Origin of the sequence: Paracoccus isoporae (genome assembly GCF_900101865.1) — a bacterium.
Taxonomy (GTDB): Bacteria; Pseudomonadota; Alphaproteobacteria; order Rhodobacterales; family Rhodobacteraceae; genus Paracoccus; species Paracoccus isoporae.
The window spans coordinates 461,574-475,665 of the sequence record NZ_FNAH01000002.1; the positions used below are offsets into that span (position 1 = coordinate 461,574).

Genomic DNA, 14,092 nt, shown 5'->3' on the forward strand with positions numbered 1-14,092 from the left:
GCCACAAAACCAGACCCAACCGGAACCGCCGCGAGGGGCCGCCGCGCCGTCGCCTGCCGGGCCGCGCTAGCTGCCGGCCTGCGCGGCCTTCTTCATCGCCGTCCACAGCATCGCGTCGCGGCCATAGACGTCGGGATAGGTGACAAGCTGGCCGTCCGGTCCGGGGAAGGCCGTGAAATAGACCAGGTGGATCGGCAGCGGCTCCTTCAGCTTGATCCATTTCTCCTGGCCCGTATCGAGCATGCGGTGAAACAGGCCGCGCGGATCGTCGCTGTTGGCGCGCAGCAGCGCGTAAGCCAGATCGAAGGGCCGGGCCACGCGCACGCAGCCATGCGAGGCGGCGCGGCTGGCATTGTTGAACAGCCCCTTGGACGGCGTGTCGTGCAGATAGATGTTCCACTGGTTCGGGAACATGAACTTCACCAGCCCGAGCGCATTGTCCGGCCCCGGCTTCTGGCGCAGGTAATAGGGAAAATTGCTGCCGGAATACTTGCCGAAATCGATGCTGTCGCGCGAGACCGGGCGACCGCGCCGGTCCACGATCTCCAGATGCGAGACGGCATAGCGGTTGGCCTTCAGCTTGGGCAGATAGGACTCGGCCGTGATCGAACGCGGCACGTTCCAGCGGGGATTGGGAACGACGAACTCCATCACCTCGCTGAATTCCGGCGTCTCCCAATCGGGATCGGATTTGCCCACCACCACCCGCGTCTCGAAGACGTTCTGGCCGTTCTCGCGGATCTGGGCGGAGTAGCTGGGGATGTTGACCCAGATCAGCCGGGCGTTCAGATCATGCCCGTTCAGCCAGCGCAGCCGCTCCATCGCCATCATCACCCGCCGCGTGCGGGGGTTGGCGCTGCTGCCGTTGAGCTGCGCCAGCGTCTTGGGCCCGGCAATGCCGTCAACCGGCAGCCCGGCCTCCTCCTGGTAGCGGGCCACCGTCTCGCGCAGCGCCTCGTCGAAGAGCTGCGGATCGGCTGGGGGATCGGCGGCGGAAAAGCCGATGCTGGCCAGCCGCGCGCGCAGATCCGCAACCTCCGGGCCGGACATGCCGGGCCGGTAGATTCCTTCGGACACGACCGGTGCATCGGCTGGCGCGACCAGATCCGCCTGTGCCGCCAGCATCTCCTTGAGCTGCGCATAGGCCGGATCGGAGGGCGCAAGGCTGGAGAGCGCGGCCGCCGGATCGCCGCTGATCATCCGGTCGAGCAGCGCCGTCATGTCCACCGGGACCAGGCTGCGCTTGTTCATGGAATCGGTGACCGCCGGATCGACGAGGCCGTTGCCGACATCGCCTGCCCATCGTGACAGCGCCTGTGCATAGCGCATCTCGGTCGCGACATCCGTGGACGCATCCGCGGGCGACAGGCCGGAGACGTCGTATCGCGCCGGCGGCAGCCCGTGTTCCGGGGCGGTGGCAATCGCGTCGAGCAGCGCCGCCCGGCGCGGCCCGGCGTCGGGGCCGGTAAAGACCGGCTGCAGCCCGTGCGCGCCGTAAAACGCCGACAGTCCCGGATCAGGCGCCACCATCTGCGCCAGTTGCATCTCGAACCCGGTGAAATCCAGCTTCGGCGCCGGCATGGCTGCGGCGCTCATCGGGACCATGGCCAGACAGGCCGCGATGCGGCCGACACGCCGCATACGATTCGCTAACTCGTTCACGTTTTGACCTCTGCTCGATCGCTCGGTGTTTTTTCTTTACCTTTTGTCAGCCCTGAACCGTCAGGTCCAGCAGAGCCGTAAGTTGTTGACACGCGACGCCCATCCCCCTGCTTCCAGCGTGTCCCTTATAGCACAGATCGGCGGTTTTCTGCCGATTAATTGCCAAAACGTCCCGTTGCGGAACGAAAGACTTTCTCGCCGTGAGGGTGTGATGACATAGTCTTAAGCAGTTCCGGTAAATAAGGAATGGGCCACTGGTTTCGTGGTGAGTTAAGAAAAGCAGGACAGGCGATCTGAAATGACATTCGACATCACCCGCCGCGGCATCATGGGTATTTTTGCCGCAACGACCGTTGCCGCCGCACCCGTCGCCGGCAACGCATTCGGCATTCTCCGCCGCGCCGGCGATTACCGCCGCATCAGCATGTATTCGCCGCGCACCGGCGAAAGCATCGACACGGTCTACTGGATCGACGGCAAGTATATCCGCGACGCGCTGAACGAGATCAATTATTTCATGCGCGACTGGCGGACCGGCCAGGCCATCGGGATCGACCCGCGCACCATCGACATCGCGACCGCGTCGCACCGGATGCTGCGCACGAATGAACCCTACATGATGCTGTCTGGCTACCGCTCGCCCAAGACCAACGCGATGCTGCGCGCCCGGTCCTCCGGCGTGGCGCGCAACTCGCTGCACATGAAGGGCCAGGCGGCCGATCTGCGGCTGAAATCGCGCTCGGTCAGCCAGATGTACAAGGCCGCCGTGGCCTGCCGCGCCGGCGGGGTGGGCAAGTATTCCCGCTCGAACTTCGTGCATATGGATTGCGGCCCGATCCGCAACTGGGGCGCCTGAGGCGCAGCAGACAGACCAACCGCCTGATATGTCTCGACGCCACACCGGCGTCGCTCTCGCCCGGACACGCGAACCGGGCGCAGGACGGCAGCGCGCGGTTGCGTAGCCGGACGCGCCCAAAACCGTCGAAGCTGCCGATCATTCTCGCACCCGGTCATTCCCGCTGTGCCACAATGCGGTCGCGATCAGTAACGCCAAAGACCCAAGCCACGCGGACGCACTCTGCTGGCCAAGCCCTATGCGGCCACCCGGACGGAAGTGACCGGATCGGCGTTCATGCCGATCACCGAGACATGGGATCGTTCGGCGGTCTGGGTCAGCAGCCCGGTCAGCCCGGCTTGAAGGTCCGGGCGAACAGACGGTCCATGTCATCGACCGCCGCACCGAAATCGCCATCCGTCAGAGCCTGCACGATCCGCGCCGACGCTGCGTCCTGGAACGGCATGTAGCCGTCATGGCGCGGGCGCAGCACCGCCGCCTCCAGCGTGCGGGCGGTGCCGGAGTAGAACTGGCCCGCCGCCTCGTCCACCACCGGATCGTGCCAGGCCGCGCCATGACCGACCTGCCCGCCCGACCGGGCATAGAGGCTGCGCTGGATCTCGGGCCCCGCGACATGGCGGGCAAAGGCGATGGCGGCCTCGGGCGCGGCGGAGAAGGCCGAGACCGCAATGCCGGTCTCGCCAAGGGCCGAGCCGCCCACCCCCGCGCCGCGCGTGGTTTCGGGAATGTCGTGAAAGGACAGGCGATGTCCCGGCGAATCCGCGCGCGCGTAGCTCACATAGCCATAGACCAGCGGGACGCAGGCGATCTCGTCGGTCCGCGACATGCGCCCCAGCACGTCGATCGGGTCCCAGCCATAACAGGCCGAATCCACAAGTTCGGCAAGCGCGGCCAGCCGTTCGAGCGCAGCGATCCCGCCTGCGCGATCCACGAACGGCCCCGGCCCGTCCGTGCGCACCTTGTGCCCGTCATTGGCGGCCAGCGTGATGAAGCACATCAGGCTGTGCGGCGCGCGCAGTGGAAGCGCCACCTTGCCGGATTGCGCCAGCCTCAGCACCGCGTCCCAGTTCGCGGGCGGGGTGTCGATCAGGTCCGGCCGGATCGCCTGCACCTGCGCCGCCGCGTCGATCGGATAGGCCCATTGCCTCCCCTGCCAGCGATAGCTGGGATAGGACAGCCCGACGCTGGCCTGCGCGATGTCCGGCGCGTCGGGCAAGGGATGCAGGCAGCCCTCGGCGGTGATCTGGCCGACATGGGGGTGATCGACCACGATCAGATCATAGTCCCGCGCCAGCTTCTCGACCGGAAAGCTTTCAAAATCCTGCAGCGACCGCTTGTCCCAATGCAGCGTGACACCATGTTCCCGCGCCCATGCGGCCGAAACGGCCACCATCGGGTCATATCCGCGCGGGTGGTTCCAGGTCATGCCCCTCAGGTCGGTCATAGGTCGAACTCCTTGCGTATCTGTTCGGACTGATCGCCGACACGCGGTGCCGCGTCGCTGCTGCCGGGGCGCGCGCCGTCCAGTGTCAGCGGGCTGCGCGTGGTCCTGATCGCCACCCCGTCCGCGCGGGTCACGGTCTGCAGCATGTCCAGCCGGGCGAAGCCCTCGCTCTGCAGAAGCTCCGGCCAGTTCATCACCTCGGCGCACCAGATATCGGCGGGTTGCAGGATCGCCAGCCAATGCGCGACGCGCTGCGTCGAAAGCCGCGCGGCAATCGCCGCCTTGATCTCGTCGCGGCGGCGGAACCCGGCATCGGCCTGCCCCTCGGTCAGATCTGGCATGCCGAGAAGATCGAAGAGCGGCGGCAGCGGCGTCATCGCCAGCGCCAGATACCCGTCTGAGCAGGCATAGACGCCATAGGGCGCGGAGAGATAGGCATGCGCGCTGTTCTTCGCCGCCCGGCTGGGCAGCCGGCAGCCATCGTTGAGATAGGTGGTCAGCACCTCGAACTGCAGATCGACAAGCGCCTCGAGCAGGCTGGTCTCCACCAGACGGCCGCGCCCGGACATGCCGCGCCCGACGAGCGCCGCCAGAATGCCCTGGCTCAACGCCACCCCCGCCATCATGTCGGCCACGGCCAGCCCCATCGGGACCGGCCCCTGATCGGCGTCGCCCGTCAGCCACATCAGCCCCGAGCGGGCCTGCGCCAGAAGATCCTGCCCCGGCAACCCGACCCAGGGGCCATCGGTGCCGTATCCGCTGATCGAGCCATAGACGATACCCGGATTGATCTGCCGCACCGCCGGCCAGTCCAGTCCCAGCCGTGCCGCCACGCCGGGGCGGAAATTCTGGATCACCACATCGGCGCGGCACAGCAGTTTCTTCAGCGCCGCAAGATCATCGGCGTCCTTCAGGTCGAGCGCGATGCTCTCCTTGCCGCGATTGATGGCGTGGAAGATCGTGCTGTCGCCGCCGATTTCCGTGTCGGACAGATAAAGCTGACGCGACAGATCGCCCTGGCCGGGGCGCTCCACCTTGATGACACGCGCCCCCAGATCCGACAGCCGCAGCGAGCAATAGGGACCGGACAGGAACTGGCTCAGATCAACCACCACCAGCCCCGCCAGCGGCAGATCCTGTTCCTTGCCGCCCTCGCGCCGCTCATCCGTGCCGCTCACCGCCCCGCCTCCACCGTTTCTGTCTGGTTCAGGCGAAAATAGAAACTTCACCGACGCTTGGCAAGTTCATATGCGAAGACACTCCTCGTATGTGGCGAGAACCAGAATGAACACACGGCTATTTCGAAGAGTTCAGAGATAAATTTCGTGTATTTACAAATACGGTATTTGTATATAATGAGTTGGCAACCTGCTGCTGATCGGCATGAGGATCGAGGACAAGGCGGCGCTGACCCTGCCAAGCTGCGCTGTTCCGTGATCGGGGGCAACCGGCGCGGTGTTCACCGAGCCCCCGGCATCCCGGCCAGTCGCCCCGCCTCCGGGCGGCGGCGGTCTTGATCCGGCCGCCGCTCAGCCGCAGAAAGGGTCAGCCGGCCCCGGCGCCAAGAACAAGACCCCGCGATGAGGACCAGATGCGCCCAACCCGCCTGCCCGGCCCCGACGAGATCCGGGCGATCTTTCCCGGTCTCGCGGTCTCGGTGCTGGTGGCGGTCGCGGCGCAGTTCCTGTCGGATCATTACGGCGCACCGGCGATGCTGCTGGCGCTGCTGCTGGGGCTGGCGCTGAATTTCCTGGCCGAGGACGGCACCCGCACCGCGCATGGTATCGATTTCACGGCGCGCAACGTGCTGCGGCTGGGTGTGGCGCTGCTCGGGGCGCGGATCAGCGTCGAGATGCTGGCGGATCTGGGCGCGCCGGCCATCGCGCTTGTCATCGCGGGCGTGGTGCTGACCATCTTCTTCGCGCTTGCCATTGCGCGCTTTGCCGGGCGGGGCTGGCGTTTTGCGTTGCTGACCGGCGGCTCGGTCGCGATCTGCGGCGCCTCGGCCGCCATGGCCATCGCCGCCGTGCTGCCCCGGCACGAGAAATCCGAGCGCGACCTGGTGTTCACCGTGCTGTCGGTCACGGTGCTGTCCACCGTGGCGATGGTGCTCTACCCGATGATCTCCAACGCGTTCGGCTTTACCGCGCGCGATTCCGGGGTGTTTCTGGGCGGCACCATCCATGACGTGGCGCAGGTGGTCGGCGCCGGCTTCTCCATCGGGCCGGAGACGGGGGAGACGGCCACACTGGTCAAGCTGATCCGGGTGTCGATGCTGGCGCCGGTGGTGCTGTGCATCTCGCTGGTGATCCGGCGGATGGACCTGGCCGATGGCGGCACGGGAGCGCGCCCGCCGCTTCTGCCGGGCTTCGTGATCGGGTTTCTCGTCTTTGCGGTGATGAACTCCGCCGGGTTGCTGCCGCAAACCCTGGCCGATCTGGCGGGCGGGCTGAGCCGTTGGGCGCTGCTGATCGCGATTGCGGCGGTGGGCATCAAGACCTCGCTTGCGCGCATGGTCGAGGTGGGGGCCGCGGCCATCGCGGTGATGGTGGCAGAGACGCTGTTTCTCGGGCTGTTCGTCGTGACCGGGCTGCATCTGCTGGGCTGACGGCCGGGCGGATCTATCCCGCGTCCGGCGAGGCGGCCAGCTCGTCGATCACCTGCCGCCAGAGATCGGCGGGCTGCGCGCCTGAGACGACATGCGCATTGCCCAGAACGAAGGTGGGCACGGCGCGGATGCCACGCTCGCGGGCATGGTCTTCGCGCGTCAGCACCTCGTCGCGGTCGGCATCGCTGGCCAGCAGGCGGCGGATCATGTCCGCATCCATCCCCGCCCCCTGCCCGATCCGGGCCAGCTCGGCATGGTCGGCAATGTCGCGCCCCTCGCGCCAATGCACGCGCAACAGCGCCGACATCACGCGGGTCTGCGCGCCCTCGATGCCCGCCCAATGCAGCAGGCGGAACGCATCCAGCGTCGGCGGCACGCGTTTGATCGCCGCCATGTTGATCCACAGCCCCAGCCGCTCGGCCGCCTTCAGCACCGGCGCGTTGGCGTCAAGGATCCCGGCCTCGTCGCGGAATTTCGCTTTCATGTAGTCCACATGATCGACCCCGTCCGCGGGCAGATCGGGATTGAGGCGAAACGGATGCCAGGTGATGCCGAAGGGATGATCGGGCCGGGTTTCGAGCGCCTGATCCAGTTCTGCCTTGCCGATCAGGCACCAGGGGCAGGTCGGGTCGGCAAAGATGTCGAGCGTGGTCATGGCGGTCCGTGACAGATGCAGCCGCGGCGGAGGATCCGACCGGGCCTCATGTTTCTAGTGCGTCGCATGGCGCGAGGCCACTCCCGTGACTTGCGGCAGCGCGGCCTGAACAAAGACGGGTTCGGGAAAAGCGACAGGGCGGACAGCCCCTGCGAGGCATCCGGTCGAGCCAGCTTAGAATGGGGCGGGGAAGGACGCCGTCGCGTCCTTCCCGATGATCTTACAGAAGCTTCAGATCCGAGGCGGATTCGCGACCGTCACGGCCCGCCTGCAATTCATAGCTGATCTTCTGATTGTCCTGCAGGCCGGTCAGCCCCGCACGTTCCACGGCGGAAATATGCACAAACACATCCTTGCCGCCGGTGTCCGGTGCGATGAAGCCGTACCCTTTGGTGGTGTTGAACCATTTAACGGTGCCAGTGGCCATTCCGTTCTCTCCTTCAAGTTTCCCGGTCCGCGGGTTTGCGACCGGGCCGTGCAGCCCTTTCGAAATTCCGGCTGCCCCGTGAAGGGAGGCGGTAGAAAGTGTCAGCTCACGCATAAGTCAAGATGGACGCTCGCGGGCAAAACGCAAGGATTAAACACTGTCCAGTATTTTGCCCGCGCGAAGCTTTCGTAACATCGGCGTGATTCAGCCGATATCCGGCGGGGTTGCCTCTTTGGCAAGCTGCGCCACCACCTCGTCCAGCGACAGGGTGCGGCTGCCCTGCTGGTCAAGCCTGCGCATCGAGACGCTGCGCTGCTCGACCTCCTTCATGCCGATGGCCAGGATCGCCGGCACCTTGCCCAGCGAATGTTCGCGCACCTTGTAGTTGATCTTCTCGTTGCGGGTGTCGGCCTCGGCCCGGACGCCCTGCGCACGCAGCGCCGCCACCACCTCATGGACGTAATCATCCGCATCCGAGACGATCGAGGCCACGACAACCTGGCGCGGGGCCAGCCAGAAGGGCAGTTTGCCGGCGAAATTCTCGATCAGGATGCCGATGAAGCGCTCGAACGATCCCAGCGTGGCGCGGTGCAGCATGACCGGGCGCTGTTTGGAGCCATCGGCGGCGACATATTCCGCATCCAGCCGTTCGGGCAGCACGAAATCGACCTGATGGGTGCCGCATTGCCAGTCGCGCCCGATCGCGTCGGTCAGCACGAATTCCAGCTTCGGGCCATAGAACGCGCCCTCGCCCGGATTGATCTCCGGCTCGATCCCCGCCGCCCGCGTCGCCGCCAGCAGCGCCGATTCGGCCTTGTCCCAGACCGCGTCACTGCCGGCGCGATCCTCTGGCCGGGTTGCGAACTTTACCCGGAAACTGTCGAAGCCGAGATCCCGATACACCGCCGAGAGGAAGTCGATGAAGCGCTTCGTCTCCGCCTCGATCTGGTCCTCGGTGCAGAAGATATGCGCATCGTCCTGCGTAAACCCGCGCACCCGCATGATCCCGTGCAGCGCGCCGGACGGCTCATAGCGGTTGCACGATCCAAACTCCGCCATGCGCAGCGGCAGGTCGCGATAGCTCTTCAGCCCGACATTGAAAATCTGCACATGGCAGGGGCAATTCATCGGTTTCAGCGCGTTGATCGTCTTGGTCTTGGCGTGTTCCTCATCGACCTCGACGATGAACATGTGGTGCTGGTAGTTTTCCCAGTGCCCGCTGTCTTCCCACAGCTTGCGGCTGACCACCTGCGGCGTGTTCACCTCGACATAGCCGCCCGCGCGTTGCCGGCGGCGCATGTAATCCTGCAATTCGGTGTAGATGGTCCAGCCGTTCGGGTGCCAGAACACCTGCCCCGGCGCTTCTTCCTGCATGTGGAACAGGTCCATCTCGCGGCCCAGCTTGCGGTGATCGCGCTTGGCGGCCTCCTCCAGCATGTGCAGATGCGCCTTCAGCTCGTCCTTGTTGCGGAAGGCCACGCCATAAATGCGCTGCAACATGGGCCGGTCGCTGTCGCCCAGCCAATAGGCCCCGGCCACATGGGTCAGCTTGAAGGCGTCGGCCGGGATCTGGCCGGTATGCTGGAGATGCGGACCGCGGCAGAGATCCTGCCAGTCGCCATGCCAGTACATCCGCAGATCCTCGCCCTCGGGGATGCGGTCGATCAGCTCCAGCTTGAAGGGCTCGTTCTGCGCCGTGTAGTGGTCCACGGCGCGCTGACGGTCCCAGACCTCGGTGCGCACGGGATCGCGCGCGGCGATGATCTGCTTCATCTTCGCCTCGATCTGGCCCAGATCCTCGGGGGTGAACGGCTCCGCGCGGTCGAAATCATAGAACCAGCCGTAATCGCGCACCGGGCCGATGGTGACTTTCACATCGGGCCAGATCTCTTGGACGGCGCGGGCCATGACATGGGCCAGATCGTGGCGGATCAGTTCGAGCGCCGGGGCCTCGTCCTTCATCGTGTTGATGGCGATGCTGCCGGAAAGCGTGATCGGCCAGGCGAGATCGATATGCTGTCCGTCGAGACTGGCGGAAATCGCCTTCTTCGCAAGGCTCGGCGCGATCGAGGCCGCGACCTCGGCGGCGGTCACGCCCTCGGGGTAATCGCGCGCATTGCCATCGGGGAATGTCAGGGAAATCTGGCTCACGGCCGGTCTCCTCGTCGGTTTGGCGCCCACGGAACGCCCGGTTGCGGGTGATGTCGCAAGGCGGGATGCGCGGAAACGCGCCGGGTGTCAACCGCCTAGACGGTGGGATCGCCCATGCAGGAGGCGATCATGGCCCCGTAGCGACGCTCGGCCTCGGCCTGCGCCGTCCGCACACCGGGCAGATCCAGCAGCCGCGCCAGCTCCGCCTGCATTTGCGTCGCGTAGCGGTCGATGATGCGGCGATCCTCGATCCGGGCGGATGCGAAGTTGCGCCAGTAACGGGCGTTCCAGCGGTCGGAGGCAACCCCGCCCAAAGGCTCCGCCCCGTTGCCGCGCAGCTGGCGCAGCAGGAAACTGTCGCGGGTCTTGATCGGGTAATGATTATACCAGGCAAAGCCATGCGCGATCTGGTCGGGGGCGAAATGGCGCAGATGGCTCCATAACCGCGCGTTCGGCACCATCGTAAGTGCGCCGTCGCCCCGCATGGCGGTGATCTCCGCCACGCCGCGATAGCCCACCGGGTGGTGGTTCTGGATGCCGCCCCATCGCCCGGCCCGGCTCAGGCTCTTGACCGGGCCGTTATGGCGGCTGTCCCGTGGCAAGCGGCGGGTGAAGCGCGCCGTGACCGATCCGGGCCGCCAGTCGGGATCCTGCGATGTCCCGAAGCTCAGCGCGCTCAGGCAGATCACGTCCACCGCATGCCCGGCCAGTGCGGTCAGATCGGCCACCCGGCCGGCCCCGGTATCGACGAACAGGAACTCATCCACGTCCAGCACCATGATCCAGTCGGCGCGGTCCAGATCGAAGGCGGCGCGCATTGTGGCATAGGCCTTGCGCTGCGGCCGCTCGCCGGGCGCGACGATGTTGCGCGTATGGGTGATCGCCCCCGAAGCGGCGAGCGCATCCAGAAGCAGATCGGTGCCATCGCTGCAATCATTGCTGGCGACATGGATCGCATCGAAGCCGATGGCCCGGTGATGGGCGACGAATTCCAGCACGTAGGGGCCTTCATCCTTCATCGAGCTGAGAAGAACATGTCCTGCCATGTCGCGCCGCCCCGCCGTGACGCGGCCGGTCGGGCTGACCGGCCGGTTGCGGCAGAGATTGCACCGCATTGAATTCGCTCGCAACCCCGCGCTCGGACCGCCGCGCCCTTGCCGACAAGGTCCGCCGGGTATATGCGCAATCATCCTTGAAGGTGATGCCATGACCTCTTCCGAGCAGAACTTGCCCGATGCCGCCTCGGCGCGGAAAATGCCGCTGCCCGAATTCGTGGCGATGCTGGCGGTGCTGTTTGCGACCGTCGCCTTTTCCATCGACGCGATGCTGCCGGCGCTGTCGGATATCGCGGTGGAATTGTCGCCAGACGATCTGAATCGCGCCCAGCTTGTGCTGATGAGCTTCATGGCCGGGATGGGAACCGGCACGGCCTGTGCGGGCCCGGTCTCCGACGCGATCGGGCGGCGGCGCACGATCATGCTGGGATCCTCGATCTATGTCGTCTCATCGGCGGGCGCGATCTTCGCGGACAACCTGACGCTGCTCCTGGTGCTGCGCTTCGTGCAGGGATTCGGCGCATCGGGGCCACGCATTGCCGGCACGGCGCTGATCCGCGATCTCTATTCCGGCCGCGAGATGGCGCGGATCACCAGCTTCGTGATGATGATCTTCATCATGATCCCGGCGCTTGCCCCCGCGCTCGGAGAGCTCATCATCGGGCTTACCGGAAGCTGGCGCGGCGTCTTCGCCGCCTTCATCGTCTTCGGCCTGATCGGGGTGAGCTGGGTCGGGCTGCGCCAGCCAGAAACCCTGCCCCCCGAGCGCCGCGTGCCGCTGAGCGGGCCGCGCCTGCTCGCCTCGGCGCGCGAGGTGCTGGGCAACCGGCAGGTCATGCTGTGCACGCTGATCCTGACCTTCGGCTTCGGGCAGATGTTTTCGCTGCTGGCCAGTTCCGAGCAGCTTTTCGGCCAGACCTATGGGCGGGCCGACAGCTTCACCCGCTGGTTCGCGGTCATGGCGCTTCTGTCCGGGATCGGCACCATCGCCAATGCCCGCTACGTCATGCGCTTCGGGATGCGCCGCATCGCGCGGGCGGCCTACGCGATGCAGGTCGTGACGGCGTCGCTGGCGCTGCTGCTGGTGGGCACCGGCGCGCTGAGCGGTGACGCGGCCTTCTACGGCTTTTTTGCCTGGGCGGTCAGCCTGTTCTTCATGGCCGGGGTCACCTTCGGCAATCTCAACGCGCTGGCATTGCAGCGCATGCCGCATCTGGCCGGGATGACCGCCAGCATGGTGGCGGCGCTGTCCTCGCTCGGCGCGGTGCTGATCGCGACGCCGGTGGGGCTCGCCTATCGCGGCACGCCGGTCCCCGTGATGCTGGCGGCGCTGATCTGTTCGGGCACGGCCTGGGTGCTGATGCGCTGGCTGCGCGAGTGAGGCGCTAGCGGAAGCGATCCGGCGCGGCGTAGATCTCGGCCCGCGCCGCACTGCGGGCGCGCGCCGCCAGCCCGATCCCCGCCGCCCGCGCCGCCGCCACCGCGGCCGAGCTGGGGGCCGCAAGCGCGATCAGCACCGGCGCGCCGAGCATCGCGGTTTTCTGGACCAGATCGACCGAGACCCGGCTGGTGATGACGACAGCGCCCTGCCCGGCCAGCCCGGCCGGGTGCTGGCGGATCAGCGCACCGGCCAGCTTGTCGAGCGCGTTGTGGCGGCCGACATCCTCGCGCAGCGCGATCAGACCCCTTCCCGGCACGAAGAACCCGGCGGCATGGGTGGCCCCCGTGGCATCGCGCAGCGCCTGCCCCGCATCCATACCCGCCACGGCCGCATCCAGCTCCGACGCCGAGATCACACACTCCCCCGTGGCCACCGGCAGATCCCGCATCGCCTCGGCCAGCGTGTCCACACCACACAAGCCGCACCCGACCGGCCCCACCATGGTCCTGCGGCGATGGAGGAAACGCTGCCCCGCATCGGCATGGAGCCAGATCCGCAGATCGATCCCGTCGGCCACGCGCTCTGCCGCGATCTCCGCAATCTCGCCTGGCGCGGCGATCCCTTCGGTCAGCGAGAAGCCGTAGCCGAAATCCTCCAGATCCGCAGGGCTCGCCATCAGCACCGCCTGGGTGGTGCCGTCATAGCTCATCGCGACCGCGCATTCCTCGGCCAGCGGCAGATCCTGCGTCTGTGTCGAGCCGAATTTGCGCGCCTGCGCGGTGATGACGCTCACATGATGCTCCGTTCCTGCCGGGAAGACTGAACCAATCCGCGCCGCCTGCGTCAATGGGGTGCGCGGCGGGTTGAGCGGGGCGGCAATCCGGCCAATACTGCCCGGGATCGGAACCGGCAACCGCCGCGCCGCGTTTCACCGTCAAGCCGCAATCGGCGGGATCACGGAAAGGATGCGCATGCGTTTCTCTCATCTCTCGATTATCGCCGCCACGCTCTCGCTGCCCGCCTGGGCAGATGTGCCCGTCACCCCGTTCGACGACCCGCCGCAGCGCGTCGCCCAACTTGACAACGGTGCCAGCGATGGCGCGGAGGCGGAGGCACCGCCGGCCGTCGTCATCGTGCAGGAACCCGCGGCGGAGGGTGACCCCGCCGGGCAGAGTTCCGACGACCCGGCCACGGAGACGGGGGCGGCGACCGATGCGGGCTCGGCTGATAGCGAGTTGATGGACACGGTCGCGCCTGTCGCGGAGAGCGAAGCGCCGGCCGCGCAGCAGCAGTCGGGCGCGTCCGCTCAGGTTGACGGCGGCGCCGCGCAATCGGAGCGCGACGGGCAGAGCGGGTCGCAGATGGAACCGGCGCAGCCAGACAGCGCGGACGCAACCGGGTCGAAGACCGATGCCGCGCAGCCCGCAGCGGCCGAGGGTGCCGATCAGCCCGAGGATAGCGGCGAAGCGCAACCCGCCCCGGAAGGGGAGGCCGAAGCCGCCCCGACGGAAGATGCAACCGCCCCGCCGGAAGATGAGGCCGCCGCGCCGGCGGATGCTGCAAATGAAGAGTCCGAACCCGATCCCGCGCAAGGCACCGATCTCGACGGCAGCGATGACATGGAGGGCACGCAGGACGAGGTGGGCAGCACCGGGTCCGTCGCCGAGCCCGAGACCGAACCTGCCCCCGGAGAGGATTCGACCGCGCCGGAAAATGCCGGGAACACCGGCTGGACCGGCGGCACGGGCGGTGCGCAGCTTGGCACCACCCCCTCCGGCGCCACGCCGGAATCGAAAACCTGGCAGCCGCCTGTTGCCACCGGCATCGATCTGCAAGGCGGCTCGAATGGTTAA

General features: G+C 66.9%; 12 protein-coding genes. 4 read left to right on the forward strand and 8 right to left on the reverse strand.

What is annotated here, in order from left to right; all coding sequences use genetic code 11:
• Nucleotides 1–66: 66 nt before the first annotated feature.
• A complete protein-coding gene (locus BLT73_RS05765) occupies nucleotides 67–1,662 on the reverse strand; it encodes a L,D-transpeptidase family protein (RefSeq protein WP_245727095.1) in 1,596 nt (531 codons plus the stop codon).
• Nucleotides 1,663–1,960: 298 nt separating this feature from the next.
• Between BLT73_RS05765 and mepK the strand changes: the two genes are divergently transcribed.
• The gene (gene mepK, locus BLT73_RS05770) at nucleotides 1,961–2,518 is read left to right on the forward strand and encodes a peptidoglycan L,D-endopeptidase MepK (protein ID WP_090521669.1); all 558 of its coding nucleotides are present in this window, start codon (nucleotides 1,961–1,963) and stop codon (nucleotides 2,516–2,518) included.
• Between the two features lie 328 nt (nucleotides 2,519–2,846).
• Here mepK and BLT73_RS05775 read toward each other — a convergent pair whose 3' ends face one another.
• Both BLT73_RS05775 and BLT73_RS05780 read right to left on the reverse strand, forming a co-directional pair.
• A complete protein-coding gene (locus BLT73_RS05775; protein WP_090521671.1) occupies nucleotides 2,847–3,962 on the reverse strand; it encodes an extracellular solute-binding protein in 1,116 nt (371 codons plus the stop codon).
• Nucleotides 3,959–5,140: a CaiB/BaiF CoA transferase family protein gene (locus BLT73_RS05780; RefSeq protein WP_090521673.1), complete on the reverse strand. Its 1,182-nt coding sequence runs from the start codon at nucleotides 5,138–5,140 to the stop codon at nucleotides 3,959–3,961. The genes BLT73_RS05775 and BLT73_RS05780 overlap by 4 nt, the downstream gene beginning before the upstream one ends.
• Before the next feature lie 413 nt (nucleotides 5,141–5,553).
• Here BLT73_RS05780 and BLT73_RS05785 point away from each other — a divergent pair, with 413 nt between their 5' ends.
• Complete coding sequence (locus tag BLT73_RS05785; RefSeq protein ID WP_090521674.1) at nucleotides 5,554–6,570, forward strand: YeiH family protein; 1,017 nt, start codon at nucleotides 5,554–5,556, stop codon at nucleotides 6,568–6,570.
• Between the two features lie 13 nt (nucleotides 6,571–6,583).
• On the opposite strand, the gene BLT73_RS05790 is transcribed toward BLT73_RS05785, so the two are convergent.
• From BLT73_RS05790 to BLT73_RS05805, 4 genes are all read right to left on the reverse strand, one after another.
• Nucleotides 6,584–7,225, reverse strand: coding sequence for a DsbA family oxidoreductase (locus tag BLT73_RS05790; protein WP_090521676.1), 642 nt, complete (start codon nucleotides 7,223–7,225; stop codon nucleotides 6,584–6,586).
• Nucleotides 7,226–7,445: 220 nt separating this feature from the next.
• Nucleotides 7,446–7,652 carry a cold-shock protein gene (locus tag BLT73_RS05795; RefSeq protein ID WP_090521677.1) on the reverse strand — a complete coding sequence of 69 codons (207 nt, stop codon included), beginning with the start codon at nucleotides 7,650–7,652 and terminating at the stop codon, nucleotides 7,446–7,448.
• Nucleotides 7,653–7,856: 204 nt separating this feature from the next.
• Nucleotides 7,857–9,803, reverse strand: a complete 1,947-nt coding sequence (gene thrS / locus BLT73_RS05800) for a threonine--tRNA ligase (RefSeq protein WP_090521679.1) — start codon at nucleotides 9,801–9,803, stop codon at nucleotides 7,857–7,859.
• Between the two features lie 95 nt (nucleotides 9,804–9,898).
• On the reverse strand, nucleotides 9,899–10,918 hold the full coding sequence (locus tag BLT73_RS05805; RefSeq protein WP_176804942.1) for a glycosyltransferase family 2 protein: 1,020 nt from the start codon (nucleotides 10,916–10,918) through the stop codon (nucleotides 9,899–9,901).
• A 91-nt stretch (nucleotides 10,919–11,009) separates the two neighbouring features.
• On the opposite strand from BLT73_RS05805, the gene BLT73_RS05810 reads away from it, so the two are divergent.
• The gene (locus BLT73_RS05810) at nucleotides 11,010–12,239 is read left to right on the forward strand and encodes a multidrug effflux MFS transporter (RefSeq protein WP_245727097.1); all 1,230 of its coding nucleotides are present in this window, start codon (nucleotides 11,010–11,012) and stop codon (nucleotides 12,237–12,239) included.
• Between the two features lie 4 nt (nucleotides 12,240–12,243).
• Here the strand turns inward: BLT73_RS05810 and fdhD are convergent, their stop codons facing one another.
• On the reverse strand, nucleotides 12,244–13,032 hold the full coding sequence (gene fdhD, locus BLT73_RS05815; RefSeq protein WP_090521682.1) for a formate dehydrogenase accessory sulfurtransferase FdhD: 789 nt from the start codon (nucleotides 13,030–13,032) through the stop codon (nucleotides 12,244–12,246).
• A 178-nt stretch (nucleotides 13,033–13,210) separates the two neighbouring features.
• Between fdhD and BLT73_RS05820 the strand changes: the two genes are divergently transcribed.
• Nucleotides 13,211–14,092, forward strand: coding sequence for a hypothetical protein (locus BLT73_RS05820; RefSeq protein WP_090521683.1), 882 nt, complete (start codon nucleotides 13,211–13,213; stop codon nucleotides 14,090–14,092).